The following is a 24,685-nucleotide window of genomic DNA, read 5'->3' on the forward strand; positions in this document are numbered from 1 at the left end:
GAAACAGGGCTGGTATGCCGACTATGACTGGCAGAAAAAACACATTCATCCGCAGCTGACCGCCGCTACCTTGTTCCCACTCTATATGCAGGTGGCGAGCGAGAAACAGGCGGACCGCACTGCCAAAGCGGTGGAGAAACAGCTGTTGAAACCTGGCGGTTTGGTGACCACCACCGTGAACAATGGTCAGCAATGGGATGCACCAAATGGCTGGGCGCCTCTGCAATGGGTGGCGGTGGAAGGTCTGGAACATTACAAGCAACCCAAGCTGGCACAGGAAATTGGTCAGCGCTTCCTGCAGAACGTGCAGGCCACTTACGATAAAGAGCACAAGCTGGTTGAAAAGTATGTGGTGGAAGGCGCGCAACTGGGCGGCGGTGGCGGCGGTGAATATCCGTTGCAGGACGGTTTCGGCTGGACCAACGGCGTGACGCTCAAACTACTGGATAAATACTGCCCGAAAGATCACACCTGTAATAACGCGAGCGATATCCCGAATATGCCCGCGCTGAGTGCGGGTAAATAACCCTCTCCCTCTACTTTAAAACCGCTGCTACTGCTTTGTTTGTCAAACGGTAGCAGCGCAATCGGTTCGCACTGTCAAAGCTAAGGTGCTCAATGCCATCATCTCAGGCAGGCGATGTCACCATTTAACGCAGCGAAGTCATCACCTCAGGTCTGCAAACCATCGTGCACCGCGACAGAGGGTATGACTGCATCATGAAACCTTTTCTCACATAAAGCCGCGCTCGCTACGCCACCGCTCCTGTTCATTTCCTCACAATCTCTTTCACTCACATTAACAACTTGAAACACACCCACTAAAAGATAATAATTCTCACTCTTAATTTTAATCGTATTCTCAATTTTCGGCATTGCCGATTGAGTGCTGCTTTTGTTCTGCTTCCCGTTAAAGGATTTCCAATGACGCTTTTTACCCTTAATCGTACCCGCATGCTCTGTGCACTGGCTCTGGCCCTCCCTGCTGCAACCTTCGCAGAAGAGTCCATCGTCGTCACCGCGCAACCGCAGGAGAGCGCCAACTCACCGACGCAAGGCTATCTCGCCACCCGCAGCAGCGGCGGCAGTAAAACCGATCAGCCGCTGATCACCACGCCGCAGTCCATCTCAGTGGTGACACGTCAGCAGATGGAAGATCAGGGTGCGCAGGATCTCAATCAGGTACTGAACTACACGCCGGGCGTATTCACCAACTTCGGCGGGGCCGCCACTCGCTATGACACCATTGCGCTGCGTGGTTTCCATGGCGGCGATGTCGATAACACCTTCCTGGATGGCTTGCGCATCATGAGTGATGGCGGCAGCTTCAACATCTTGCAGGTAGATAACTGGTTCCTCGATCGCGTTGATGTGATCAAAGGCCCCTCCTCCGCACTTTACGGCCAGACCGTACCAGGCGGATTAGTCAATCAGGTGAGCAAGCGGCCGCAGTTTGCTGAAGAGGGCCATTTCCGCCTGTCTACCGGCACCAACGCCACCAACAGCGCCGCCTTTGACTACACCAATGCGATTAACGATCAGTGGGCTTTCCGTCTCACCGGCATCACGCGTAACAGCGATACGCAATACGATCACACCCGTGAAGAAAAATATGCGATTTCGCCACAGCTGCTGTGGCAACCCAGCGAAGACACCAGTCTGGTGCTGCGTGCCTATCTGCAAAAAGATCCATCCGGCGGTTATCACGGTTCCGTGCCCGCTGAAGGCACGCTTTATAGCCATAATGGCCGCAAGCTGAGTGATGGATTCTATGAGGGCGACAGCGCGCTGGATCAGTTCAAGCGCCACGAGCAGATCTACAGCTACGACTTCTCGCACCGCTTCAATGAAGTGTGGTCTGTATACTCCACCGCCAGCTATAGCCACGCCAATGTCGATCTCGATCAGGTGTATCAGATTGGCTGGGATGCCGCTAACCCGGACCTGCTGACCCGCTACTACTCCGGTGAACGTTCCTCGCTCAGCGCATGGGCCAACGATAACCGTCTGCAGGCCGATTTTGCCACCGGCGCGCTGCAGCATCGGGTGATCCTCGGTGCCGAATACCACCGTTATAAGAATGATTTGAGTAAAGCCAGTGGCTATGCGAGTTCATTAAACCCCTGGACGGGCGAAGCGGTCGGCAGCATGCCGGATTACAGCTGGACCGAACAAACGCGTCGCTATTATCAGACCGGACTCTACTTGCAGGATGAAATGCAGCTCGACCGCTGGCATCTGGATCTCTCTGGTCGTTACGATCGCATCGTCTCCAATAATGGCACCAGCCGTCGCCAGGATGACCACGTCAGCGGCCGTGCTGCGCTGCTGTATGCGTTCGACAGCGGTATTTCACCTTACGTCAGCTGGAGCCAGGCGATTACCCCGGCTTCTTTGACCGACCCAGACGGCAATCAGCTGAAGCCAACCACTTCCGAGCAGTATGAAGCCGGTGTGAAATACCAGCCGGTGGGCACGCGCGATATGTACTCCATCGCGCTGTACGATTTGACGCAGAACGATGTGGCGAACCGCAACGTGGTAGACAGCACCTTTACTCCGTCCGGCAAAGTGCATTCGCAGGGCATTGAGCTGGAAGCCCGCAACCAGCTGACGCCGCGACTCAGCACCATCGCCGGTTACACGCTGAACCATCTGCGTTTCAAAGATTCCGTTGACGGGAATGATGGCCATACGCCTTACGTCACGCCGAACAGCATGGCGTCATTCTGGGGTCACTATCAGTTTGATTACGGCTTGAGCGCCGGCGCAGGCGTGCGTTATATCGGTAAGCAGTGGGCCGATAACGAAAACACCACACGTTTGCCGTCGGTAACGTTGTTTGATGCTTCCGTACGTGCCGATCTCGGTGCGTGGGATTCACAATTGAAAGGAGCCTGGCTGCAGGTGAATGCCAATAACCTGACCGACAAAAAGTATCTCGCCGCCTGCTATGGCACCGGCTATTGCTATCGCGGTGCGGAGCGGACCATTACCGCCACCGTGGGTTACGACTTCTAACCGCCATAAAAAAATCCGCATCCCGTAGGGGATGCGGATTTCATTAAATCAGAGTGTATTGCTAGGTACGCACTTTACGGTAGATCCACAGCACCACAATGGCACCAATCACCGCCACCACGAAGCTGCCAAAGTTGAAACCGTCAACCTTGCCGAAGCCAAACAGGGTACTGATCCAGCCGCCAACCACCGCGCCGACAATCCCTAAAACCACAGTGATGATAAATCCGCCGCCATCTTTACCTGGCATGATCCATTTAGCGATGATCCCGGCAATCAAACCAAAAATAATCCATGAAAGAATACCCATTTACTGCTCCTTACGTTATGAATCAAGGTGTTCACTGCGATTAGTATAGCCGGATATTTTTAATCTGCTTGATGAACATCACAGTAAATAGATAGTTAGCAGGCTAAAGCTTTTTGTCAGAACGTCGATAACAATTCGATAGCCGTGTCACCCGTGATAATAACAATCGGATAAGTGGAGCAGGATGTGAAAGACGCCGATAACGAACAATATCTCAAACGAGGCACCCTTGCTGTTTTAAACGTAATGAAGGATTTGTTGCGTTTCCAGACCCCATTAATGGTCAGTTTTTCGCGCGGTCAATTTATCAGCCGCATGCTGGATGCCGATGAAGATCGCGTGATCTTCGACCTCGGCAGTAATGCACTGGATAACGATTTAGCGCTGCAGGGCGGTGAAGTGAATATCGCGGCAGAAACCCAGGGTGCCAAAGTGGAGTTTGGCTTGATCAAACTGGAGCGCACCGAGTTTGAGGGCTTACCGGCGTTTACTGCCCCGCTGCCTGAGCTGCTGTGGCAGATTCAGCGTCGTGAGTTTTTCCGTGTTTCAGCTCCGATGGAACCGGTGTTTTACTGCCATACGCAGTGGCCGGATGGCAGTAAAGCGCGCTTCCGTTTACAAGATCTCTCTCTCGGTGGCGCAGGTGTCTTGCTGGACGAAAGCTTGCCAGAGGGTCTGAACCGCGGTGATACCTTTAAAAACCTTCGCGTGGAATTGGGCGAATACGGTCATTTTGAGGTCACCGCACAGCTGCTGCACATTGGCGAGCGCAGCATGGTCACCAGCAAGAATGAAACTCGCACAACCCCTCGTCTCAGCTTCCGTTTTACCGCCATTGAGCCCGTACAGGAACGCCAGCTACAGCAAGTGATCTTTGCGCTGGAACGTCTGGCCCGCGACAAAGCGAATCGCTTCCAGTAAATCCCTGCTGGCGCCACAAAAGGCGCCCGCCAGGCTATCCTTTCCTTGCTTTCACTTTTTATCGCCTCCCAGCAAGGAGAATCTCCCCAATGGAAAACTGGCTTTCTGCCCATCGTTTACAACTCATTTTTCTCAATCAAACCTTCTGGATAAACAGCGCCATCATCGTCTTCGGTACCTTGATGATGTATTGGCTGTTACGCACCCTCATCCGCTTTGTATCCAACCGTATTGCGCACTACAGCGAGCAGCGGAATCACCGCGTCACCACACTGTTGGTGGAAATTCTGCGCAGTACCAGCCAGCCTTTGCTGCTGATTTTCTCATTACTGATTGCACTGAGGTTTGTCGACCTACCCGCCAGCTGGAGCGTGACGATTGCACACGGCTGGTTCCTGGCCTTTATTCTGCAAATGACCATGTGGATTGACTGTGGCATCCGGCTCTGGCTACAGAGTTTGCTGCGTGATCCATTGCACGTGCGCAATCCGGTGACCACGGTGATCCTCGGCATTCTGCTGCGGGTGGTGGTGTGGGTGATGATGATGTTGGCAATCCTGTCCAACATGGGCATCAATATTACCGCACTGGTTGCCAGCCTCGGCGTCGGCGGCATTGCGATCGCCCTGGCGATTCAGACGGTGTTGAGTGACGTGTTTGCCTCGCTGGCCATTGGTTTTGACAAGCCCTTTGAGCATGGCGATTTTATTGTGTTTGGCGATGTGGCGGGATCAATCGAACACATTGGTCTGAAAACCACCCGGCTGCGCAGCCTGAGCGGGGAACAGATCGTTTGCTCGAACACCATTTTGCTGCAGCAGACCATCCACAATTACAAACGGATGCAGCAGCGTCGCATCGTGTTTAAGTTCGGCATTAATTACGCTACGCCTGCTGAGAAAGTGCGACAAATTGGTAGCATGGTGAAGGAGATCATTCAGGATGTGCCGGATACTCGTTTTGACCGCGCACATTTCCTCGCTTTTGATGAGTCGCAGCTGACATTTGAAGTGGTCTACTTCGTGCTCAGTGCCGAGTACAACAAGTATATGGACATCCAGCAGGAAATTAACCTCCAGCTGATGGCGCAACTGGAGCAGAAGCAGATTCGTTTTGCTTTCCCAATGCGTCGTGTCGAGTTTACGGGGGGTGTATTACCACGGATTAATCTCAGCGATGCCTCCAATGAATCCTCACCCCAGACGGCACAACGTTAGTGAGCGATGTTCAGGCGGTTACCCCGCCTGAACGCTAATGCGGTTGATAACGACAACGCGCCACCGCATCCAGCCAGCCGCGATAATTCTCTTGCATAATGGTCGCGCGATCGCTGCGCGGCTCAATCACGCTGCCCCCCTTCAACGCCTGCATATCACTGCCCTGCTGCCACCAACCTAATGAACGCCCCGCCAGCAGCGCGGCACCCAGGGCGGAGACTTCAGCGGTAGGGGGACGTTTCAGCGGCCGCTGCAACACGTCTGCCTGCAACTGCATCAGCCAACTGTTTTCGGTTGCCGTGCCATCCACACAGAGCGCGGGTAACTGCACACCACTGGCCTGCTCCATAGCGAAGAACACATCGGCAATCTGGAAGGTGATTGATTCCAGCGCCACGCGCGCCAGCACCTCTGGCGTGGCGGCATCGGTAAGGCCACATACCATGCCGCGCGCCTTCAAATCCCACCAGGGCGCGCCCAGGCCTGACAATGCAGGCACGAAATAGATGCCCTGATTATGCTCGCTGCGTTGCGCCATCGCCGTCAGTTCACGCGGATCGCTGATGCCCAGCATGCGTCCCAGCCAGGCCGCGCCCGAACCGGTATGGGTGATGTTACCTTCAAAGGCAAATCGCAGCGTCCCATCGTGCCACGCCACCGTGGTGCTGAGGCCGTTCTCGGTCAGCAAAGGGGTGGCCATTGACATCATCAGCGATGAACCGGTGCCGTAAGTGGCTTTCACCACTTCTTCGCCTGCACTGCGTTGCGCCTGCAGTGCCGCATGGGAATCGCCAATGCGCGACAAAATGGGCGTACCCGCTTTCAGTCCGGCGATGTCCTGTACCGTGACAACACCCTGCGCACTGGCGGAGGGCACAATATGTGGCAGTGCCGCACGCGGGATATGGAATAACGCCAGCAGTTCGTCATCCCAGTCGCCGCTGTGCAAATTGTAGAGTTGGGTGCGGGCCGCATTAGCGTGATCGGTGACAAAACTTTCGCCGCCGCTTAATTGCCAGCTGAGCCAGCAATCCACTGTGCCGATGCAGAGTTCACCGGCTTGTGCACGCGCCAGTCCATCTGGAATCGTCGCCAGCATCCCGGTGAGTTTGCCTGCGGGAAACATGGGATCGACCGCCAGGCCCGTTAAGCCGGTGATGCGTGGCGCTTTGCCCGCCATGCGTAAATCGCGACAAAAGGCTTCCGAGCGACGATCCTGCCAGCTCACCAGCGGCGTCAGCGGTTGCCCGTCGCGGCGCTGCCAGATCAGCACCGACTCGCGCTGGTTGCTGATCGCGACGGCGGCCACCTCTGCCCCGCCGCACTGCGCCAGACAGCTTTCAATCGCCTGTTTCACCGCCTGCCAGATCGCCAGCGGATGCTGCTCGGCCAATCCCGGCTGGGGATGGGCTAACGTCAGAGGCTGGCTGCCGCGCGCCACCACGTTGCCTGCGCGGTCCACCGCTATGGCTTTCGCGTTAGTGGTACCCTCATCAATTGCCAGTATTAATGGACCCGCCATGTTTACGCTCCTGCACACATGCGCACTGCACTCTTCACCACGCTGGCGGCGTCAATACCATGATGCGCGCGCGTGGAGGCACGATCGCCAGCAATCGCGTATTGACCATCGGGGATGCCCAGACGTAACAGCGGAATTCCGCAGCCGCCTTCAGCCAGCACTTCGGCCACCAGACTGCCGACGCCGCCGTTAACATTGTGCTCCTCTACGGTGATCACCGCCGGATAATGCTTTAACAGCTCTTGCAGCCGTTGGGTATCGCAGGGACGAATTGATTGAATGGCGATCACACCTGCGCTGATTCCCTGTTCCTGTAATTGCTCGGCCGCACTCACCGCCTCATGCACGGTGGAACCCATCGCCACCAGCACGATGTCGTTGCCTTCACGCAACACGTCGATTTGGCCCGGACGGAACTGGTAGTTTTCATCGTGCAGCTGAGGCAGGTCCTTGCCATCCAGACGGATGTAAACCGGCCCCACATGCGCAAGGGCATAATCGATGATCTGGCGGCACTCCAGCGGGCAGGATGGCGCGTAAATCTCGATATTGCCGAAGCCACGCATCACCGCAATATCATCAATGCTGTGGTGGGTGCTGGCCAGCGGGCCGTAACTGGCACCGGCATTCAGGCCAAACAGTTTGACGTTGGTATTGTTGTAACAGACGTCCACTTTTACCTGCTCGTTGGCGCGCGAAATCAGGAACGGAGCTGCATTACAGGTCACCGCCACTTTTCCACCGATTGCCAGACCGGCCGCCGTGCCCACCAGGGTTTGTTCCGCAATGCCAACGTTCACCAACCGATCGGGAAACGCCTTAATGAAAGGCGATATTTTTGCCGTTGAGGTGGAATCTGCCACCACCGGCACCAAATCCACACCGCGATTTACCGCGTCAATAAAGGCTTCCACCATCACCGTGGCCAGGTGTTTTGCATTACTCATCTTTTAATTCCTCCAGTGCCAGTTCGATCTCTTCCCCTTTCGGCACACGGTGATGCCACTCTGGTTTGCCCTGAATAAAGGAGATGCCAAAGCCTTTCTCGGTATGCGCCACAATCACCTGCGGTTTGCCGTTACGTGGCAGGTTTTCAATGGTTTCCACCACGGAAGCCATGTCATTACCGTTGCATTCAGTGACTTCCAGACCGAAGGCTCGCCATTTATCCGGCAGCGGATCGGTGTTCATAATGTCGCGCGTGTGCCCTGCCAGCTGCAGTTTGTTCTTGTCGTTGATGATCACCAGGTTATCGAGGTTGTAGTGCGCCGCCACCAGCGCGGCCTCCCAGTTACTGCCCTCGGCCAGTTCACCGTCGCCTGTGACCACAAAGATGCGGCGGTCGCTGTTGTCTTTTTTCGCCGCCAGCGCAATACCCACCGCCACCGGTAAGCCGTGGCCCAATGCACCGGTGTTGAGTTCCACGCCCGGCGTTTTCTGCCGCACCGGATGGCCCGGCAAATGTGAATCCGAATGCTGATAAGTGGGCAGCCATTCGGTTGGGAAGTAACCCGCCTCCGCCAGCACACAGTAATAGCCGCCGACCGCATGCCCTTTCGACTGGATGTAAATGTCACGCTGGGGATCGTTAGTGCGATCCGGTGCGCAATTCAGGATGCGGAAATAGAGCGCCGTCAGGATTTCGACCTGAGAGAGATCGGCACCGGTATGTCCACCCGCCGGACTACCGGCATTGAGCTGGATGATGCGGCGACGCACAGCGCGCGCTTTCGCTGCCAGGTCCGCCACCGAATATTTGAAAGGATTCATAGACACCTCTGCATTTTAAAGCGTTATTGAATATATATTCACAGCAGGTAAAAAATTTACCCGGATTTTTCCCCTGAATAAGCTGAGTTGCGGGAAGGCGGCCAGCTCGTCAATCCCCCAGGAGCTTACTCAGGTCAGTGACTGGGGTGAGCAAGCGCAACCGACGCACCTGCGGCTCGGCTTATGACGGGTAACAATTAACCTTTGGCCTCACCTTCCTGAATCAATGCCTTCTGCGCCACCACGGCGGCCTTTTGCTGCATGCGGCTTTGCATTTGATCGATGATCACTGCCACGATAATCACGATGCCTTTGATAACCATCTGCCAGAACTCGCTGACGCCCATCATGATCAAGCCATCCGCGAGGAAACCGATGACAAATGCCCCCACCAGCGTGCCGAGAATGGTGCCGCGCCCGCCAGCCAATGAAGTACCGCCCAGCACGACCGCCGCAATCGCATTCATCTCGAATGAGGTGCCGTTCGCCGGATGGCTGGCCACCAGCTGCGAGGAGACCACAATGCCGGCAATCGCCGCACAGAAACCTGAAATGGTGTAAACCCAGATTTTCACCGACTTCACTTTGACGCCCGAGAGTTCCGCTGCACGCTCGTTATCACCAATCGCATACACCTGACGGCCAAACGGCAGGCGACGTGCTACATAGGCAATCACCAGCGCCAGCACCACCATCATCCAGATCGCCCACGGTAAGCCGAGAAAATACCCCGCACCGATTTTGTCGAAACCGGTGTTACCCAGCAGCGGATTGCCCTGCAAGCCGGGGAAGGTTTCGCCGCCGGAGGTCAGCATCGCCGCCCCGCGCAGGATGTACATGGTGCCCAGCGTGCAGATAAACGGGGCCACGTTGTATTTGGTGATGATCCAGCCATTCACCGCGCCAATCAGTCCACCCACCACTAACACCACGGGCACAATCACCCAAACGCTGGGAAAGATGGCGATGCCAAACATCGGCAACACAATGCCTTTGGTAATCAACCAGCCGGCAATCATGCCGCACAAGCCCAGCGTGGCACCGATGGAGAGATCAATACCCGCAGTGATAATCACAAAGGTGATGCCGAGCGCCAGAAACGCATTGATGGCGATGTGTTTGACCATGATCACCATGCTACCCACGGCGAGGAAATCCGGCACGGTGATGGCAAAGAAGCCGACGATGAGGAACAACGCGATAAAGGTGCGCAGTTTTAACAGCAGCAGAATCATGCCTTCACGCGAGTTGAAAACCTTACCTGGCGAAGCGAGCGCCATTGCGCCATTGTTTTTCATGCTCAGAACCCCTGTGCACTTGCTTTAACCAGCGCCGCCTCTTCCGCTTCCGCGCGCGGCAGGTCAGCTGTCAACTTGCCGCCAGACATCACAAGAATGCGATCGGCGACGGCCATAATTTCTTTTAAATCGGAGGTGGAGAACACCACGGCAATGCCCTGCTCTGACAGTTTCACCATCATGCGAAACACTTCCGCTTTGGCACCGATATCAATGCCCCGGCTCGGCTCATCCAGCAGCAGTAAACGTGGATTGGTGAGCAATGAACGGCCAATCACCACTTTCTGCTGGTTTCCGCCACTCAGCGCACTGATCGCCACGTCGGGTGACGATATTTTGATGGCCAGATTGCCTACCGTACTGTTTACCGCTTCGCGTTCAGCTTGTTCGGCGATCACGGTGCGATGCGATAAACGTCGCCACAGGCTGGCAATGGTGAGATTGCTGGCCACAGAGGAGACCGGGAAAATACCGGCCCGTTTGCGATCTTCCGGCACCAGGCTCATGCCCATACGAATACGTTCGGCCGTTGGCAAGCGTGTGGGTAACGGTTTGCTGTCCAGCCACAGTTTGCCGAGATAGTTGCGCTGGCTGCCGAGCAGGCACTCAAACAACTCGGTGCGCCCCGCGCCCATCAGGCCATAAATGCCGACGATCTCCCCGGCGCGCACATTGAAACTGACATCGTCCACCAGCGTATTGCCATGGGCACTGACACAGGTGATGTGCTCGGCTTCCAGCACCGCCGCCCCGAACTGACGATTAGGCGGCAGAAAGTTACTCACCGGTTCGCTGCCGAGCATTTCACGCACGATCCACGGCACATCGATGTCGCTGACCTTCGCTTCCGCCTGAAAGCGACCGTCGCGCAGGATGGTAATCACATCGCCAATCGCCATCAGCTCTTCCAGCCGATGCGAGATATAAATGATGGAAACCCCCTGCCGCGTCAGTTCGCGGATCACGCGGAACAGGATCTCCACTTCGGTTTTGCTCAACGCCGAGGTCGGCTCATCCAGAATTAAGATGTCGGCGTTTTCTGCCAGCGCTTTGGCAATTTCCACCAACTGCTGCTGACCCACTTTCAGGTTGCCGACCATCTCGTCCGGTGAAATTGGCTGGTCGAGACGTTGCAATAACGCAGCCGTGCGTCGCTTCTGTTCAGCTTCGTTAATCGGGCTGATGCCGCGCTGGATTTCCCGTCCCAGAAAGATGTTCTCCGCCACGCTGAGGTTTTCGAACAGGTTGAGTTCCTGATGCACCATGCCGATACCGTGGCGGGCGGCGTCTCGCGTACTGCTTAACACCACTTTTTCGCCGTTAAGGAACATTTCGCCGCTGGTGGGCTGCTGCACCCCGGCGAGGATCTTCATCAGCGTGGATTTACCTGCCCCATTTTCACCGATGATGACGTTCACTTTGCCGCGCCACACGCGATAATCGACACGGTCCAGCGCCAGGGTGCCCGGAAACAACATCGACATCTGTTTGGCCTGCAGGATGATTTCATCGCTCATCATGGATTCCCTTGCTGCAACTGAATCGCCACCACGTCATTCACCTGATTCGGCTCCATACTGACGGCTAACAGCGCCTGCACCGGTTTGCCGACCCAACTGGCATCCACCGGCGGTAGCTGCTGGACGGCATGGCGGTTCAACGCTTTAGTCAGCTGTGCGTATTGCACCTGATTGGTGAACTCTTCAAAGCGATAGCCCGCCGCATCACGAATTGCATTACTGCGCAGTACCGGCCCAATCAACACCTTGACCGGTTTGCCATTGATGGTGACAGTCAGGCTGCGTTCGCGTTCGTTGCTGTTATCAAAGGCGGTGACGGTTCCAGCGGCACGCACAAATACGCTTTCGCTGCCCCCGGCCTTGACGGTATGACTTTTGGTTTCCATATCCGCCCAGCTCAGCGCCTGCTTCTCAGCCGGTTGCTGTACCCGGCTGGCCCAGCTCGATTCGGCGATCTGCTGTGGCGTCTGGTTGCTATAGCCGGGTTTGGCATTCGGATCTTTCGGCATGATGGGATTGCCGTTTGCATCGAGATCCACCACGGTGCAGGCGGTCAATATCAGCGATAAGAGCCCAACCATCAGCCCGGTTGCTGCTTTTCCCTTCATGCCGACCTCCGTCTCATTGCGCCAGGTTGAAGTTTTTCAGCTTCGCGGCGTTACTGTCGTCGATCAGCACGCAATCCATCAGCTGCTTCTCGTCTTTTTGCGCTTTGCCGTTTTTCAGGTAGTAATCCACCTGCTCAACCGCCATTTGTGCCTGATCCCAGCCTGGTTGCAGCACCGTGGCTTTGATGTTGCCTTTATTGATGATGGAATCGCGCGTGTAGTCGCTGCCGTCAAAGCCCACCACAATTACGTTGGTTTTACCGGCGGCTTTCAGCGCGGCTTCTGCCCCCAGCGCCATGGTGTCATTCCCGGAAATCACCCCGACAATGTTGGGATTTTTCTGCAGAATGGTTTCCATGCGGCTAAAGGCTTCGGTCTGGCTCCAGTTGGCACTCTGCTGCGCCACCATCTTCATATCGGGATAGTCATCCAGCACGTCGTGATAGCCCTGTGAGCGCACGCCCGCGTTGGTATCCGACTCTTTGCCCAGCAGCTCAACGTAGTCGCCTTTGCCGTTCAGCAACTTAGCGAACTTCTCTGCGCCCAACTGCGCGCCCTGATAGTTGTTAGAGACAATCTGCGCCACGGCGACGCCGGTTTTGTTGATCTCGCGGTCAATCAGGAAGGTGGGGATTCCGGCATCTTTGGCTTTTTGCACCGGGCCAACGGTGGCGTCAGCACCGGCGTTATCCAGAATGATCGCTTTGGCTTTACGCGCGATGGCGGTTTCGATCAGCTGGTTCTGTTTGTTCACGTCATCATCGTGCGAGGCCACCAGCGTGGTGTAACCGAGCGCTTTGGCTTTCTCTTGCGCGCCATCGGCTTCAGCTTTAAAGAACGGGTTATCGTGAGAAGGCGTGATGATAGCAATCAAGCCCTTTTCTGCCGCCAGCGTTGCCGCTGAAACTAACATCAGTGAAGCCAGTAGGGTCATTTTGAGGACAGAAGCTTTCATTGATTTTTCTCCGCTTGAATATATATTCAATTGCGATTTTATATGCATAATGACTATGCGCTGGCTTCCTGAACTCGTCCATCGCGCGATCCTGAAAAAGCGAAAACGATCACAAAATGTTCTGCGTTGTTATTTATGACAGCCTGATTAACAATACCAGGCAGGTTAAGAGAGAGAAAAACCATGGCAAAACAGGACGAACAGCGGCTGATGGTAAAAATCGCCACGCTTTATTATGTGGAAGGCATGAAGCAGTCCGATATTGCGCAACTGCTGAAGCTGTCGCAATCCTTTGTGTCACGCATCCTCAATCGCAGCGTGAAAGAAGGCGTAGTGAAAATCAGCGTGGTGCCACCCGCCAATGTCTATCCCGAACTGGAGAAGGCGATTGAGCAGCAGTATCAGCTACCACAGGTGATTGTGGTCGATGTGCCGGATCAGGCTTCCGCGCTGCAAATTAAACAGGCGATTGGCTCAGCAGCGGCGCACTATCTGGAAACCCGCCTGCGCGCCGATGAACTGATCGGCATTTCATCATGGAGTGGCACCATTCGCGCGATGGTGGACGCGTTGCATCCGCTGAGTGCGCCCTGCAAAGGCGTGATCCAGCTGCTTGGTGGGGTGGGTGCGAACGGCAACGTGCAGGCCACCATCCTGACGCAGAATCTTGCGGCGCTGCTGGATTGTCCGGCCTGGCTGCTGCCGTCGCAGTCGATTGAGCATTCAGTGCAGGATCGTCAACGCTTATCAGTAAACCCAGACGTGGCCGTGGTGCTGGAAAAGTTTGATCAAGTGGATCTGGCGATTGTCGGCATTGGCGATCTTGAGCCCTCCGCGCTGCTACGCAATTCCGGCAACTACTATGACGGCGAGATGCTGCGCACGCTGGCCGAGCGCGGTGCGGTGGGCGATATCTGTTTGCATTATTTTGATACTGACGGAAAACCGGTGTTGAACGCCGAGGAAGATCCGGTGATTGGCATGGAGCTGGCGCAGGTTAAACAGTGTGCGCAAGTGGTGGCACTGGCGGGCGGCAAAGAGAAAGCCCAGGCGATTCGCGGAGCGTTGCGCGGTGGATATGTGAAAGTGCTGATTGTGGATTATCCCACCGCACGATTGCTGATGGAATGACCGATTTAACAGGTTGCTTTAAGGCGCGGCCCTGACGAGCCGCGCTTCGCAAAGCCGACTTATCCGATGGTTCGGTAGGCCGTTGTGACCTTCCACAAATAACGTGGTGCCTGTGCCGCCGGATGTTTATCCTGCACATGCTGATAGAATTCGTCCGGCGTCATCGAGTTGATCATCGCAATCGCCCGATCGCGATTCCGTGAGAAGGTGCGCAGCAACGCACCGGCACCGTTGGCGTAAGAAACGATGGTGGCATAACGCAGCGTGAGTGGATTTCGAATACCGGCCAACTCAGAATCCTGCAGCAGCTTGAGATATGCCGCACCGATATCGATATTTCTCGCTGGATCGCGCAATTCCGAAGACGTCGGCTGACCGTGACGTCCCTGAGTGCGATACACAGCACGCCCCGCCGTTGAGGCTTTAATCTGCATCAACCCTACCGCGTTTGAACGGCTGGTAACGGTGGGATTGCCCCCGGATTCGACACTAATAATGGCGCTGATTAACTTCTCATCAACGCCATAATGACTGGCGGCATCTTCGGTAAACATTGACCATGCATCATTCACTTTCGACGGTGGTGCCTGGGTTAATGGCGTATTTTTCTCTGGCACGACCGTTTTTTCTGGCTCACTGGCACAGCCCGCGAGCAACAGCGCAGATAGCATAAGTAGTCGAATTTTCACTGATTTTTGGTTCCGCAATAGAGTTGGCGCAAGCTATCATACCTGGCGCAGCGCAATGCAAAATTACCGTTTATCCTAAATACGTAAAAAACCTTGTGCTGCCGTGACATCGGTAACGGATTTCGCCATCATCGGCAGGCCACTTTAAATCAGGATGAACGCTATGCTTTCCCCCCGATCTATTCGTCTGATCGCCCCCTCCGGCTATTGCCATAATCAGGATGCGGCCCAACTTGCAGTGAGTCGTTTACAGGCTCAGGGACATCAGTTGGACAACTTATCAGCGATTACACGCCGCTTCCAGCGTTTTGCGGGCGAAGACGGGGAACGGTTGAATGATGTGAACCAGCTGGCAGCACTGAGCACGCTGCCCGATATTGTGCTGGCGGTGCGCGGTGGGTACGGTGCCTCGCGTTTGCTGGATCAGATTGATTATGTCGCTCTGCAGCGCCGGCTGCTCAATCAACCTATCGCGCTTTGTGGACACAGTGATTTCACCGCGATTCAACTGGCGTTACTGGCGCAAACCGGGCTGGTGACCTTCAGCGGCCCGATGCTGGCCGGCAACTTCGGCGCAGAGGCATTATCCGAATTTACCCTGTCACACTTTTGGCAGGCGCTCTCTTCTCCTACAGTCAATATAGGCTGGCAGACCCACAGCCCGGATGCGGGACGCTGGCAAGGGACCTTGTGGGGTGGCAATCTGGCGATGATCTGCTCCCTGATCGGCACACCCTGGATGCCACAAATTGAAAACGGCATTTTGGTGATCGAGGATGTGAATGAGCATCCTTTCCGCATAGAGCGTATGCTGATTCAACTGCAACAGAGCGGCATTCTGTCGCGCCAGCGGGCGATCATCACCGGCAGTTTCACCAGCACGTCACTGTCGGCTTATGACAATGGTTTCGATTTTGCCAGCGTATGGCAACGCATCCGCGATGAATATCAGCTACCGGTGATCAGCGAACTGGCGTTTGGCCACGATGCCGACACCGTCACGCTGCCGCTGGGTGCCAGCGCCGCCTTACAGCTTGAACAGGGCGAAGCACAGCTTGCCTTCACCGGCCACCCGACATTGCGCTAACGTTTTGCCGCAGGAGACCGACATTGAAGCCACTGTACGAAGATTTGTGGATCTCCACCCCGGAATTTCCCGCCGAAGAGACGGCGCAAGATTTAATGATGCATGGCTTTATGCTGCGCCATCCGCGCGGCAATCTGGTCATCGGCCGTGTCGAGCATCCGCTCGATCATGAGTTTCTCAATGATGCGGGCGGGGTGATTCGCCACTACCTCACCCACTGGCATGAAGCCGCGCCCGGCGCCGTGGCGATCCAGCAGCGTTTTAACAGTGCGCTCTACTGTCACAGCCGTTCACTGGGGCCGGTCAGTCTGATTGTCGAACCTGATGAGACCTTCATTCAGCAGGAAAGCCACTTTGGTGATTTCCATCTGCTGCCCACACCCGGCCACACGCCGGGCAGCTGCAGTTACCTTTATCACTCCCCGCTGGGCCAGACCTATCTGTTCGTTGGCGATACCTTGACCTGTGACTACAACCGCTGGATCAGCGTGTTGGTACCGGAGAGTAATCCGCTGGAGTTACAGCAATCACTGGAGCTGTACCGCGCGCTGCGCCCGGATGTCGTGCTGATGAGTACCACGCGTGGTCACTTATCATGGGCCAAAGTCGATTTGCAGAGTTGGCTGGCGGCGATTGATGAGGCAGAGCAATCGCCGCTGGATTTACGCCAGCAGCCACTGATCTAGTTACAGCGATTTACTGAGGTAATGACGCTGATACAGACGCGGATAATTATCGAGGCTAAATCGTAAGGTGTAGCCCATCTTTTCATAGAACGGGCGCGCCTGGAAACTGGCCGTATCAACCTGCGCATAAAGGCAACCACGGGCGCGGGCTTCTGTTTCGGCGGCCTGAATCAACTGTGTGCCAGCGCCCTGCCCACGTAACGCATCGCCGACCCATAGCAGGTCGATGCGCAGCCAGTTACCAAAGGTGGAACCGGTCAACCCGGCCAGCTTGCGGCCAGAAGCATCCTTAATGAAGACGCCAATCGCCTGCATCTCACTGGGATCGATAAAGCGGCTGTTATATTCGGTGAGGCCAAGACGGACGTCATCCAGATCTTGTGCGGTGACGGTGTCGGTTACGCTTAATTGCATCGTCTTCTCCTTTGACTGGCAACTATGAATTGGGGCGCTGGCTATCGTCGTAACGTTCCAGCGAAAGAATTTCCGCATCGCGTTTTTCGGTGCGATTGCAGGGGATGAGTTTATCGCTATCGGCATAGACAAAGAACGTATCGTCATTGTTTTTGTTCACAATCAGCTGATCGCCATTACGAAAACGCGTGATCGCCACTTTATCACCGCCTTGCAAACGCGTGCGCTGTTGCCCTGCTGCAATTTGAAAATGACGTGTTGGCCACATCAGCGTACTTAAACCGTATTCCGCACGCGATACCGTCATGGTCGGGCGCCCCGGACAGGTAATTTGAAATTCGGATTCGCTCCAGGCCGGCGCGATATGGCACGCCATTAAGCCAACGGCAATAGCTATCGCCTTCATTGGATCTCCGCTGAGGTTAGATGATGATTTCGTTGGATTTTATACAGAGAAGCGTAACACAGAAAAAAACGTTAAAACGAATAATGGCCCGTTGAGTACGGGCCTGCAAGGATAGAAGGGTAAAGGAAACGTTAGTTAACCGAGTTCATATCTTTGATTTGATTACGGTTTATCTGCTGTTCTTTACCATCAATATCTTTGTAAGTAATCATGCCGGTATCTTCATCCACTTTAGGTTTACCCTGCACCACAATGGTTTGCCCATCGGTGGTGTGCATGACGTGATCGGATGCGCAGCCCGCCAGCAGTAGGCCGAGGCTAAAAGTACCGATTAAAAGCAATGTCTTTTTCATCTCATCCTCCTTTTGGATTCATTGTCAGGTTTAGCACAGCGCGCAGTAATGTGAACCAGGAGAAAGATTAATCTGTGCAGAACAATCGCTGCGCATCAGCCGATATCGACTGAGCAGCAGCTATATTGCATGGATTTCCATCGCAAACGGATGGGGAAGGAATGACCGAAAGGGATTACTCTGCTGCAACCTGTGCGGCGACTAACATTAACGCCAGACCCGCATCTTCCGGATCGAAGCCTTGCATCACTTCTTGTATGGCCGCTACACAGTTCATTACCTGCTTTTTTTTGTCGGCTTCTAATTTATCAATCGCGTGCTGAAGAATCATTAAACTGGCTTCTTCTTCTTTCATAGATTTGCCCTTGTTTTGCTTACCTGATGCGCAACGCTGGCAAGAATAACGTTTAACTGCTACCAAAGTCACCCCTTTACATTCTTACCGCTTAACGATTAGGCAAATGACAAATGGGAAGCGGTGCCAGACCTGCTATGATCAGCATATCAGTGGGCATTGACGGGCCACTGCAAACAAGGAATCGAACCAGGACAGGATCATGTTGCGAATCACGGTAGTACTCACCCTTTTATTATTGGCTGGTTGCAGCTCCACGCCTAAAGGTGTCGACTGCCCGGGCGAAGTCGCGACTATTTATGGACAATCAATGGGGCAGACGCAGGCGCGCATCTTCGATTTGGTGAATGCCTTTACGGTCACGCGTGATGGCGTGGCGGTGAAAAGTGGCACATTGCACTCCAGCGATCGTTTCCAGTATGTCCCTTCTGCCGTGACGCCTGAGGGCTTCACCGCTCAGCGGCTGTCAGATAAGCAATTCCGTCTGATCAACCCTTATCAGAACACCATGATTACCTGGACGTGCCCTTAAACGTGCTTAGCCGGGAAAGATGGTTTATTGTCAGGCTTCCTCACGCTGCGGACCTGTACTATGGAAAAGAGTCTGGACAATAACGGCTACATCGATTTCCCCTTCCCCGCTTCCACCAACGCGGATGGTTCGGTGAATCCTTGTGGATTTGACCTCACGCTGCAGACCGATCGCATCGACGAAATCTCAGCGGGTAAACATTCCGAAAATTTACGGCGTTTACTGGAAGAGGTGAATTTGCAGGAAGGGGTATTTATGACCTTAGCCTGTGACTGGCAGCAGCGTGATGACGGCGTGTGCGGATTTATCGATGTGGCATTACGCCCGGCGCTATCGAGTGGCAGCAGTGAGGAGACGCAAAGTCTGGATCAGGCATTTGAACTCTATCTGAGCCGACAAGAGAAGCAGCACAACATGCAGAGCGGCACCCTGGTCAATTACGCCCGCGCCGTGCTGGATTGGGGCTGGTCACCTTTGCATCAGCGTCATATGCGCTATGAGAAAGTCACCGTTCGCTATTATTGTCAGCAAGCCGACGATGCCGAGTGGTGTTTCGATCATCTACGCCATTTTTTAGTGACCTGGTATCCGGCTTATCGCGGAAATCCCTAAGGGCGTCTCGTGACACCCTTAGGGATTAGGGTTTGACCAGACGAATCGCATGCTCCAGCATCCGCTGTTCGTCGCGTTCATCATGCGCGCGATGATGGCGGGTTCGCTGCAATAAATCGGTGATTTCAGCGCGTTTAGTTTCGTGGCCACATTCGGATAGGACAATCACCGCGTCGCCAATGACCCGACACACTTCATCGTAATCGTCTTCATTTAATACATCACGTTTCATCTCTCCTCCTGGTGTGACACGGCCTGATTTCCGCAAATCAAAAGGCCTGCTACTTCGTTTAAGCCTGGACAGAGTTCAACAATCCTGCAAACCACTGTTACAACCTCGTTGGCCTGCGGGTTGCTGGTCTGAAAATCTGTGACTACGCTGAATCGTAATATTCACAACCAGCAGGGAGTCATCATGACTGATAAAGCGGAAGCAAAATTGAATGAAGCAGCGGGCGCAGTTGAAGAAAAAATCGGGGAATGGACCGGCTCTCGCAAACATCAGGCTAAAGGTGCCGCGCGTCGTTATCCCGCGCAAGCCAGTTATGCTGTGCAGGATGCAGCAGATTGCGTGGTCAAATCGGTACGTGATAATCCGGCAACCGGCCTGGCGGTAGCGGCCAGCATCGGCATTATTGTCGGTTTCCTGCTGGGCAGGAAATAGGCGGCGATAGGGGGCCTTCCTGGCCCCAACGCTTATTGATGATGACCGGCCTCATCCAACCTTTCCTGAATATGTTCATCCGGCGTCTCTGCCACATCAGCCGTGCTGTTATTCACATCCAGATGACGCCCCTGGTGCACAGAGATATTCACTGGCACGTCAGGTAATTGCGCACAGCTGCCAAATGACACCAGTAAAAAGAACCACGCCGCTAATGACGTCTTTGCCATCTTCACTTCCACCCACACTGTTTTGAGTCGGGCCAGATTGCCTGACAGAGTGCAAATTAGCGTCAGTGCTGCGCAAAGCTGTGTGGGGAGATGTGAGCAATCAGGCTTGCGAACGGCGTGCTTTGAAGCGCGCCACCATGGTCATCAATGCCTGATAAATCAATCCAGCGTACAAGCTTTTCACCACCACCATACTGATGGCCTCACCCTGCGCCTGCCACGAAGTGAACCACATGAAAATGCCCCACAGCAACGAAAACAGCAACCAGCCCTTAACGAATTTTATGACACCTTGCATACCACCTCCAGAATCTGAAGCGCAGAACATAGCGGGTTTTGCCGGAAAAGGCACGACGAGGGGTTCATGGATGCTATCTGTTTCAAAGTTTTGCGAAATGTATTGTCAGGCGCGAACCGCCGTTAAGAAATTGCGCACTTGTCGCATACAGTATGATCACAGTTTGTGATTGAATCCCCGCCATCGTTGTCAGGCATGTTGTGAATATGAATTATTTAAGCGATATCCAGAAATTTATTGAGAGTAACACCCTGCTATCCACCACTTTTAGCTTGCTGCTGCTGGTGATCGCGGGGATGGTGACGCATCTGGTCTGCAAATTCTTTGTGGTGAAGGTGGTGCGCAAGGTCTTCTTCAGCACACACAAAAAACAGGTTCCACTTGATAAAGATGTGCGGCTATCTGAAAAGCTCTCAAACTTTATTCCGGTGATCACGGTCTATTACCTGCTGCAGTTTATGCCAGATCTGCCCGAGCATCTGCTGATTGCTATTAAGACTATCTGCGGCATTTTGTTCTTTGTTTATCTGTCGCTGTTCTTCACAGAAGTGCTGGAGATTGTTAACAACTCCTACTCCCGCAAATCAAAGCGAAAGAATCACTCGATCAAGGGCTATATTCAGGTCGGCAAGATCCTGGTGCACATTATTTCGGCGATCATGATTCTGGCCATTATGTCGAATAAATCGCCAGTGATTATTATCTCGAGTTTGGGTGCGGTTGCTGCGGTATTGATGTTGGTGTTCCAGCACACCTTAATGTCGCTGGTGGCGAATATTCAGGTGTCATCCAACGATGTGCTGCAACTTGGTGACTGGATTGAGATGCCGGATAAAGGCATTAGCGGCGAAGTGATTGATATTGCATTGCACACCATTACGCTGCGTAACTGGGATAACACTTTGTCACGCATCCCGACGAAAAACTTCCTCACCGAAACCTATACCAACTGGCAGGCGATGTTCTCCTCCGGCGCGCGCCGTATTATGCGTAGCTTCCACCTCGACCAAATGTCGATTCGCTTTCTCGATCACGAACTCATTCAGCAGATGAGCCAGATTCGCGGTGTTAACGAGCAGCTGTCAGCGTTAATGGATGGCCGTGACAGCAATGCCGTGGGTGACCGCTGGTTTGCCGAAAACGGCATGACCAACTTGACGGTGTTCCGCAAATATCTCACCGCGTGGCTGTCGCAGCGCGATGATATTAAGCAGGATATGTATATCGTGGTGCGCACCATGAAGCCCTCGCCGGAAGGTTTACCGGTAGAAGTCTATTGCTTCACCTCGTCGATATTTTGGGTGGAGTATGAGAACTCGCAGTCAGCGATCTTCGAATATATCTATGCGATTGTCGGCCAGTTTGGCCTGCGCATGTATCAGCATCCGGGCGGCAATGATTTCTGGCGCTTGTCGCAGCAGCATGCGTCATCCGCCAAATCTGTTGAACAGCAGGCCGATTAACTTAGCGCATAAAAAAACGGGAGCCATAGGCTCCCGTCTCAATTTCTGGCTGGCAGAAATTACATGTTTGCGATGATAGCGTCACCAAACTCTGAACATTTCAGCAGTTTAGCGCCATCCATCAGACGCTCGAAGTCATAGGTCACGGTCTTAGCAGCGATAGCGCCTTCCATGCCTTTAACAATCAGGTCTGCGGCTTCGAACCACTCCATATGACGCAGCATCATTTCTGCGGACAGGATAACGGAACCAGGGTTCACTTTATCCTGGCCAGCGTACTTAGGTGCCGTACCGTGGGTTGCTTCGAACAGTGCGCACTCGTCACCGATGTTCGCGCCAGGTGCGATACCGATACCACCAACCTGTGCCGCCAGGGCATCAGAGATGTAGTCACCGTTCAGGTTCATACAGGCGATAACGTCGTATTCTGCTGGACGCAACAGGATCTGCTGCAGGAAGGCGTCAGCGATCACGTCTTTAACGATGATCTCTTTGCCAGTGTTTGGATTCTTGAACTTCATCCATGGACCGCCATCGATCAGCTCGCCGCCGAACTCTTCTTTCACCAACTGGTAGCCCCAGTCTTTGAATGAGCCTTCGGTGAACTTCATGATGTTGCCTTTGTGAACCAGGGTCAGAGAATCACGATCGTTGGTGATGGTGTACTCAACCGCAGCACGCACCAGACGTTTAGTGCCCTCTTCAGAGCACGGCTTCACGCCGATACCACACTGCTCAGGGAAGCGAATTTTCTTCACGCCCATCTCTTCGCGCAGGAACTTGATCACTTTGTCCGCTTCTGGTGTGCCCGCTTTCCACTCGATACCGGCATAGATATCTTCTGAGTTCTCACGGAAGATCACCATGTCGGTATCTTCTGGGCGTTTAACCGGGCTTGGGGTGCCGGTGTAGTAGCGAACCGGACGCAGACACACGTACAGATCCAGCTCCTGACGCAGCGCCACGTTCAGAGAACGAATACCGCCGCCAACTGGCGTAGTCAGTGGGCCTTTGATAGCAACGCGGTACTCTTTAATTAAATCGAGGGTTTCTTGCGGCAGCCAGACGTCCTGGCCGTAAAGTTCTACTGATTTCTCACCAGTATAAATTTCCATCCAGGAAATTTTGCGCTCGCCGTTGTAGGCTTTCTTCACAGCGGCATCAACCACTTTCAGCATAACAGGGGAAACATCAACGCCGATGCCATCACCTTCGATGTAAGGAATGACTGGGTTATTCGGAACAGTGAGTTTGCCCTGAACCAGGGTGATTTTTTGACCTTCCGCCGGAACAACTACTTTGCTTTCCATCAACCTCTCCTTCGAGCGATTTTTTGTTAATGATTTGTAAGATGCGGGTCAATACTACTTGAATATTTCCGCTACGCCAATCACCGCAGTTTCGCGTTATAATGCGCCGATTGTTTCTGACTGCAAAGCCCATGCGAAAAACTTCTCAACGAATTCACCAGGATAAGCGTCCAAACACCGCAGCACGCCAGCCCGTGCGCCGTGACACACGTCCAAAAGGACCGCGACGCGTCATACTCTTTAACAAACCTTTCGATGTTTTACCGCAGTTCAGTGATGAAGCGGGACGCCGCACGCTCAAGGATTTCGTGCCGGTTAGCGACGTTTATGCCGCCGGCCGCCTCGATCGCGACAGCGAAGGTTTGATGATTCTGACCAACGATGGCGCGCTACAGGCGCAACTTACGCAGCCCGGAAAGCGCACCGGAAAAATCTATTATGTGCAGATTGAAGGTGCACCACAGGAATCAGATTTATCCCTGTTACGCAACGGCGTCACCCTCAATGATGGACCCACGCTGCCTGCTGGCGTGGAATTAGTCACTGAACCAGAGTGGCTGTGGCCGCGCCAGCCGCCGATCCGCGAGCGTAAAGCGATCCCGACCAGTTGGTTGAAAATCACCCTGTACGAAGGACGTAACCGTCAGGTGCGGCGCATGACGGCGCATATTGGTTTTCCCACCTTACGCCTGATTCGCTTTGCCATGGGCAAATATCAACTGAACGATTTAGCCCTGGGAGAGTGGCGCGATGTCAGTGCCAACGTTTAGATCACGACTTTTCAATAACTTTTAGTTAACAATTTCGGAGGAAGGATGTTTAAACCTCATGTAACCGTAGCCTGTATTGTGCAGGCACAAGGCGAATTGCTGGTGGTTGAAGAGCGTGTTCACGGCCGCATTACCTTGAATCAGCCGGCGGGTCATCTCGAAGCCAATGAAACGATTTTAGAAGCGGCGCAGCGTGAGTTGTTTGAAGAGACCGGCATTGACGCTCAACCTGAGTATTTCCTCGGTGTGCAGCAGTGGATCGCGCCTGACGATACACCTTTTGTGCGTTTCCTGTTTGGCCTCGATCTGCCAGAAAAATGCGAGACGTCCCCGCACGATCGCGACATCGATTGCTGCTGGTGGCTGCCGCCAGAGCAGATTCTCACTGCGAATCGCCTGCGTTCACCGCTGGTCGCCGAGAGTGTTCGATTGTGGCAACAAGGCGCGCGTTATCCGCTGCAACTGGTGGCGCCGTTCCAATGGCCGTTTCACGAAGGTGCGCGCCCGGCTTCGGCATGATAGAATGCGCCGCCTGTTTTTATC

30 protein-coding genes are annotated in these 24,685 nt (G+C 54.1%); 13 read left to right on the forward strand and 17 right to left on the reverse strand.

Annotated features, from left to right (window positions below):
• A partial coding sequence (locus RT340_RS01675; RefSeq protein WP_313373708.1) for a trehalase family glycosidase occupies nt 1–526 on the forward strand: 526 nt, incomplete at its 5' end.
• A gap of 398 nt (nt 527–924) precedes the next feature.
• Nucleotides 925–3,021: a TonB-dependent siderophore receptor gene (locus tag RT340_RS01680; RefSeq protein WP_097119208.1), complete on the forward strand. Its 2,097-nt coding sequence runs from the start codon at nt 925–927 to the stop codon at nt 3,019–3,021.
• Between the two features lie 61 nt (nt 3,022–3,082).
• Here the strand turns inward: RT340_RS01680 and RT340_RS01685 are convergent, their stop codons facing one another.
• On the reverse strand, nt 3,083–3,331 hold the full coding sequence (locus RT340_RS01685; protein ID WP_038647498.1) for a GlsB/YeaQ/YmgE family stress response membrane protein: 249 nt from the start codon (nt 3,329–3,331) through the stop codon (nt 3,083–3,085).
• Between the two features lie 186 nt (nt 3,332–3,517).
• Between RT340_RS01685 and RT340_RS01690 the strand changes: the two genes are divergently transcribed.
• Both RT340_RS01690 and RT340_RS01695 read left to right on the forward strand, forming a co-directional pair.
• On the forward strand, nt 3,518–4,252 hold the full coding sequence (locus tag RT340_RS01690; RefSeq protein WP_160832514.1) for a flagellar brake protein: 735 nt from the start codon (nt 3,518–3,520) through the stop codon (nt 4,250–4,252).
• Nucleotides 4,253–4,341: 89 nt separating this feature from the next.
• Nucleotides 4,342–5,469, forward strand: coding sequence for a mechanosensitive ion channel family protein (locus tag RT340_RS01695; RefSeq protein WP_211727801.1), 1,128 nt, complete (start codon nt 4,342–4,344; stop codon nt 5,467–5,469).
• 34 nt (nt 5,470–5,503) lie between these two features.
• On the opposite strand, the gene RT340_RS01700 is transcribed toward RT340_RS01695, so the two are convergent.
• The 7 genes from RT340_RS01700 to RT340_RS01730 form a co-directional block, all read right to left on the reverse strand.
• Nucleotides 5,504–6,991, reverse strand: a complete 1,488-nt coding sequence (locus RT340_RS01700; RefSeq protein WP_211727800.1) for an FGGY family carbohydrate kinase — start codon at nt 6,989–6,991, stop codon at nt 5,504–5,506.
• A 2-nt stretch (nt 6,992–6,993) separates the two neighbouring features.
• Nucleotides 6,994–7,938, reverse strand: coding sequence for a transketolase family protein (locus RT340_RS01705; protein ID WP_313373714.1), 945 nt, complete (start codon nt 7,936–7,938; stop codon nt 6,994–6,996).
• On the reverse strand, nt 7,931–8,761 hold the full coding sequence (locus RT340_RS01710) for a transketolase (protein WP_034821964.1): 831 nt from the start codon (nt 8,759–8,761) through the stop codon (nt 7,931–7,933). Before RT340_RS01710 ends, RT340_RS01705 begins: the two co-directional genes overlap by 8 nt.
• Nucleotides 8,762–8,958: 197 nt before the next feature.
• Entirely contained in the window at nt 8,959–10,059 is a 1,101-nt protein-coding gene (locus tag RT340_RS01715; RefSeq protein ID WP_034821966.1) for an ABC transporter permease, read from the reverse strand.
• A gap of 2 nt (nt 10,060–10,061) precedes the next feature.
• Entirely contained in the window at nt 10,062–11,576 is a 1,515-nt protein-coding gene (locus tag RT340_RS01720) for a sugar ABC transporter ATP-binding protein (RefSeq protein ID WP_313373770.1), read from the reverse strand.
• Nucleotides 11,576–12,187 (reverse strand): DUF2291 family protein, encoded by a 612-nt coding sequence (locus tag RT340_RS01725; RefSeq protein WP_211727799.1) that lies wholly within the window; start codon nt 12,185–12,187, stop codon nt 11,576–11,578. The genes RT340_RS01720 and RT340_RS01725 overlap by 1 nt, the downstream gene beginning before the upstream one ends.
• Nucleotides 12,188–12,200: 13 nt before the next feature.
• The gene (locus tag RT340_RS01730) at nt 12,201–13,142 is read right to left on the reverse strand and encodes a D-ribose ABC transporter substrate-binding protein (RefSeq protein WP_313373720.1); all 942 of its coding nucleotides are present in this window, start codon (nt 13,140–13,142) and stop codon (nt 12,201–12,203) included.
• 183 nt (nt 13,143–13,325) lie between these two features.
• On the opposite strand from RT340_RS01730, the gene RT340_RS01735 reads away from it, so the two are divergent.
• The gene (locus tag RT340_RS01735) at nt 13,326–14,273 is read left to right on the forward strand and encodes a sugar-binding transcriptional regulator (RefSeq protein ID WP_097119202.1); all 948 of its coding nucleotides are present in this window, start codon (nt 13,326–13,328) and stop codon (nt 14,271–14,273) included.
• A gap of 59 nt (nt 14,274–14,332) precedes the next feature.
• Here the strand turns inward: RT340_RS01735 and emtA are convergent, their stop codons facing one another.
• Complete coding sequence (gene emtA / locus RT340_RS01740) at nt 14,333–14,962, reverse strand: membrane-bound lytic murein transglycosylase EmtA (protein WP_075564066.1); 630 nt, start codon at nt 14,960–14,962, stop codon at nt 14,333–14,335.
• A gap of 163 nt (nt 14,963–15,125) precedes the next feature.
• Here emtA and ldcA point away from each other — a divergent pair, with 163 nt between their 5' ends.
• Together ldcA and RT340_RS01750 are read left to right on the forward strand one after the other, a co-directional pair.
• Entirely contained in the window at nt 15,126–16,049 is a 924-nt protein-coding gene (gene ldcA / locus RT340_RS01745; RefSeq protein ID WP_313373724.1) for a muramoyltetrapeptide carboxypeptidase, read from the forward strand.
• A 23-nt stretch (nt 16,050–16,072) separates the two neighbouring features.
• Nucleotides 16,073–16,735 (forward strand): MBL fold metallo-hydrolase, encoded by a 663-nt coding sequence (locus RT340_RS01750; protein ID WP_038647517.1) that lies wholly within the window; start codon nt 16,073–16,075, stop codon nt 16,733–16,735.
• Here RT340_RS01750 and RT340_RS01755 read toward each other — a convergent pair whose 3' ends face one another.
• The 4 genes from RT340_RS01755 to RT340_RS01770 form a co-directional block, all read right to left on the reverse strand.
• Nucleotides 16,736–17,149, reverse strand: coding sequence for a GNAT family N-acetyltransferase (locus RT340_RS01755; RefSeq protein WP_211727796.1), 414 nt, complete (start codon nt 17,147–17,149; stop codon nt 16,736–16,738).
• A 22-nt stretch (nt 17,150–17,171) separates the two neighbouring features.
• Complete coding sequence (locus RT340_RS01760) at nt 17,172–17,555, reverse strand: hypothetical protein (protein WP_211727795.1); 384 nt, start codon at nt 17,553–17,555, stop codon at nt 17,172–17,174.
• Between the two features lie 131 nt (nt 17,556–17,686).
• On the reverse strand, nt 17,687–17,908 hold the full coding sequence (locus RT340_RS01765; protein ID WP_058962298.1) for a YgdI/YgdR family lipoprotein: 222 nt from the start codon (nt 17,906–17,908) through the stop codon (nt 17,687–17,689).
• A 175-nt stretch (nt 17,909–18,083) separates the two neighbouring features.
• A complete protein-coding gene (locus RT340_RS01770; protein WP_034821992.1) occupies nt 18,084–18,263 on the reverse strand; it encodes a hypothetical protein in 180 nt (59 codons plus the stop codon).
• A 202-nt stretch (nt 18,264–18,465) separates the two neighbouring features.
• On the opposite strand from RT340_RS01770, the gene RT340_RS01775 reads away from it, so the two are divergent.
• Both RT340_RS01775 and RT340_RS01780 read left to right on the forward strand, forming a co-directional pair.
• Nucleotides 18,466–18,795, forward strand: coding sequence for a hypothetical protein (locus RT340_RS01775; protein WP_034821995.1), 330 nt, complete (start codon nt 18,466–18,468; stop codon nt 18,793–18,795).
• 60 nt (nt 18,796–18,855) lie between these two features.
• A complete protein-coding gene (locus RT340_RS01780; RefSeq protein WP_211727794.1) occupies nt 18,856–19,407 on the forward strand; it encodes a hypothetical protein in 552 nt (183 codons plus the stop codon).
• Nucleotides 19,408–19,432: 25 nt separating this feature from the next.
• On the opposite strand, the gene RT340_RS01785 is transcribed toward RT340_RS01780, so the two are convergent.
• Nucleotides 19,433–19,639, reverse strand: a complete 207-nt coding sequence (locus RT340_RS01785; RefSeq protein WP_211727793.1) for a DUF2767 family protein — start codon at nt 19,637–19,639, stop codon at nt 19,433–19,435.
• Nucleotides 19,640–19,822: 183 nt separating this feature from the next.
• Between RT340_RS01785 and RT340_RS01790 the strand changes: the two genes are divergently transcribed.
• On the forward strand, nt 19,823–20,071 hold the full coding sequence (locus RT340_RS01790; protein ID WP_034822005.1) for a DUF883 family protein: 249 nt from the start codon (nt 19,823–19,825) through the stop codon (nt 20,069–20,071).
• Nucleotides 20,072–20,103: 32 nt separating this feature from the next.
• Here RT340_RS01790 and RT340_RS01795 read toward each other — a convergent pair whose 3' ends face one another.
• Both RT340_RS01795 and RT340_RS01800 read right to left on the reverse strand, forming a co-directional pair.
• Nucleotides 20,104–20,301, reverse strand: a complete 198-nt coding sequence (locus tag RT340_RS01795) for a hypothetical protein (RefSeq protein WP_211727792.1) — start codon at nt 20,299–20,301, stop codon at nt 20,104–20,106.
• A 100-nt stretch (nt 20,302–20,401) separates the two neighbouring features.
• Nucleotides 20,402–20,599, reverse strand: coding sequence for a DUF6404 family protein (locus RT340_RS01800; RefSeq protein WP_034822012.1), 198 nt, complete (start codon nt 20,597–20,599; stop codon nt 20,402–20,404).
• Nucleotides 20,600–20,805: 206 nt separating this feature from the next.
• Here RT340_RS01800 and RT340_RS01805 point away from each other — a divergent pair, with 206 nt between their 5' ends.
• Nucleotides 20,806–22,062 carry a mechanosensitive ion channel family protein gene (locus tag RT340_RS01805; RefSeq protein ID WP_211727791.1) on the forward strand — a complete coding sequence of 419 codons (1,257 nt, stop codon included), beginning with the start codon at nt 20,806–20,808 and terminating at the stop codon, nt 22,060–22,062.
• A gap of 59 nt (nt 22,063–22,121) precedes the next feature.
• Here RT340_RS01805 and icd read toward each other — a convergent pair whose 3' ends face one another.
• A complete protein-coding gene (gene icd, locus RT340_RS01810) occupies nt 22,122–23,372 on the reverse strand; it encodes an NADP-dependent isocitrate dehydrogenase (RefSeq protein WP_038647536.1) in 1,251 nt (416 codons plus the stop codon).
• A gap of 131 nt (nt 23,373–23,503) precedes the next feature.
• On the opposite strand from icd, the gene rluE reads away from it, so the two are divergent.
• Both rluE and RT340_RS01820 read left to right on the forward strand, forming a co-directional pair.
• The gene (rluE, locus tag RT340_RS01815; RefSeq protein WP_236699797.1) at nt 23,504–24,142 is read left to right on the forward strand and encodes a 23S rRNA pseudouridine(2457) synthase RluE; all 639 of its coding nucleotides are present in this window, start codon (nt 23,504–23,506) and stop codon (nt 24,140–24,142) included.
• A 45-nt stretch (nt 24,143–24,187) separates the two neighbouring features.
• A complete protein-coding gene (locus tag RT340_RS01820; RefSeq protein ID WP_313373737.1) occupies nt 24,188–24,661 on the forward strand; it encodes an NUDIX hydrolase in 474 nt (157 codons plus the stop codon).
• Nucleotides 24,662–24,685 lie beyond the last annotated feature (24 nt).

Source organism: Pantoea sp. CTOTU50773 (genome assembly GCF_032082325.1).
Classification (GTDB): Bacteria; Pseudomonadota; Gammaproteobacteria; order Enterobacterales; family Enterobacteriaceae; genus Pantoea; species Pantoea communis.

Coding starts and splice junctions, on each gene's coding strand:
- RT340_RS01680 (WP_097119208.1), top strand. CDS start 925: ATGACGCTTTTTACCCTTAATCGTACCCGCATGCTCTGTGCACTGGCT.
- RT340_RS01685 (WP_038647498.1), bottom strand. CDS start 3,331: ATGGGTATTCTTTCATGGATTATTTTTGGTTTGATTGCCGGGATCATC.
- RT340_RS01695 (WP_211727801.1), top strand. CDS start 4,342: ATGGAAAACTGGCTTTCTGCCCATCGTTTACAACTCATTTTTCTCAAT.
- RT340_RS01700 (WP_211727800.1), bottom strand. CDS start 6,991: ATGGCGGGTCCATTAATACTGGCAATTGATGAGGGTACCACTAACGCG.
- RT340_RS01705 (WP_313373714.1), bottom strand. CDS start 7,938: ATGAGTAATGCAAAACACCTGGCCACGGTGATGGTGGAAGCCTTTATT.
- RT340_RS01710 (WP_034821964.1), bottom strand. CDS start 8,761: ATGAATCCTTTCAAATATTCGGTGGCGGACCTGGCAGCGAAAGCGCGC.
- RT340_RS01715 (WP_034821966.1), bottom strand. CDS start 10,059: ATGAAAAACAATGGCGCAATGGCGCTCGCTTCGCCAGGTAAGGTTTTC.
- RT340_RS01720 (WP_313373770.1), bottom strand. CDS start 11,576: ATGAGCGATGAAATCATCCTGCAGGCCAAACAGATGTCGATGTTGTTT.
- RT340_RS01725 (WP_211727799.1), bottom strand. CDS start 12,187: ATGAAGGGAAAAGCAGCAACCGGGCTGATGGTTGGGCTCTTATCGCTG.
- RT340_RS01730 (WP_313373720.1), bottom strand. CDS start 13,142: ATGAAAGCTTCTGTCCTCAAAATGACCCTACTGGCTTCACTGATGTTA.
- RT340_RS01735 (WP_097119202.1), top strand. CDS start 13,326: ATGGCAAAACAGGACGAACAGCGGCTGATGGTAAAAATCGCCACGCTT.
- ldcA (WP_313373724.1), top strand. CDS start 15,126: ATGCTTTCCCCCCGATCTATTCGTCTGATCGCCCCCTCCGGCTATTGC.
- RT340_RS01755 (WP_211727796.1), bottom strand. CDS start 17,149: ATGCAATTAAGCGTAACCGACACCGTCACCGCACAAGATCTGGATGAC.
- RT340_RS01760 (WP_211727795.1), bottom strand. CDS start 17,555: ATGAAGGCGATAGCTATTGCCGTTGGCTTAATGGCGTGCCATATCGCG.
- RT340_RS01765 (WP_058962298.1), bottom strand. CDS start 17,908: ATGAAAAAGACATTGCTTTTAATCGGTACTTTTAGCCTCGGCCTACTG.
- RT340_RS01770 (WP_034821992.1), bottom strand. CDS start 18,263: ATGAAAGAAGAAGAAGCCAGTTTAATGATTCTTCAGCACGCGATTGAT.
- RT340_RS01775 (WP_034821995.1), top strand. CDS start 18,466: ATGTTGCGAATCACGGTAGTACTCACCCTTTTATTATTGGCTGGTTGC.
- RT340_RS01780 (WP_211727794.1), top strand. CDS start 18,856: ATGGAAAAGAGTCTGGACAATAACGGCTACATCGATTTCCCCTTCCCC.
- RT340_RS01785 (WP_211727793.1), bottom strand. CDS start 19,639: ATGAAACGTGATGTATTAAATGAAGACGATTACGATGAAGTGTGTCGG.
- RT340_RS01790 (WP_034822005.1), top strand. CDS start 19,823: ATGACTGATAAAGCGGAAGCAAAATTGAATGAAGCAGCGGGCGCAGTT.
- RT340_RS01795 (WP_211727792.1), bottom strand. CDS start 20,301: ATGGCAAAGACGTCATTAGCGGCGTGGTTCTTTTTACTGGTGTCATTT.
- RT340_RS01800 (WP_034822012.1), bottom strand. CDS start 20,599: ATGCAAGGTGTCATAAAATTCGTTAAGGGCTGGTTGCTGTTTTCGTTG.
- RT340_RS01805 (WP_211727791.1), top strand. CDS start 20,806: ATGAATTATTTAAGCGATATCCAGAAATTTATTGAGAGTAACACCCTG.
- icd (WP_038647536.1), bottom strand. CDS start 23,372: ATGGAAAGCAAAGTAGTTGTTCCGGCGGAAGGTCAAAAAATCACCCTG.
- rluE (WP_236699797.1), top strand. CDS start 23,504: ATGCGAAAAACTTCTCAACGAATTCACCAGGATAAGCGTCCAAACACC.
- RT340_RS01820 (WP_313373737.1), top strand. CDS start 24,188: ATGTTTAAACCTCATGTAACCGTAGCCTGTATTGTGCAGGCACAAGGC.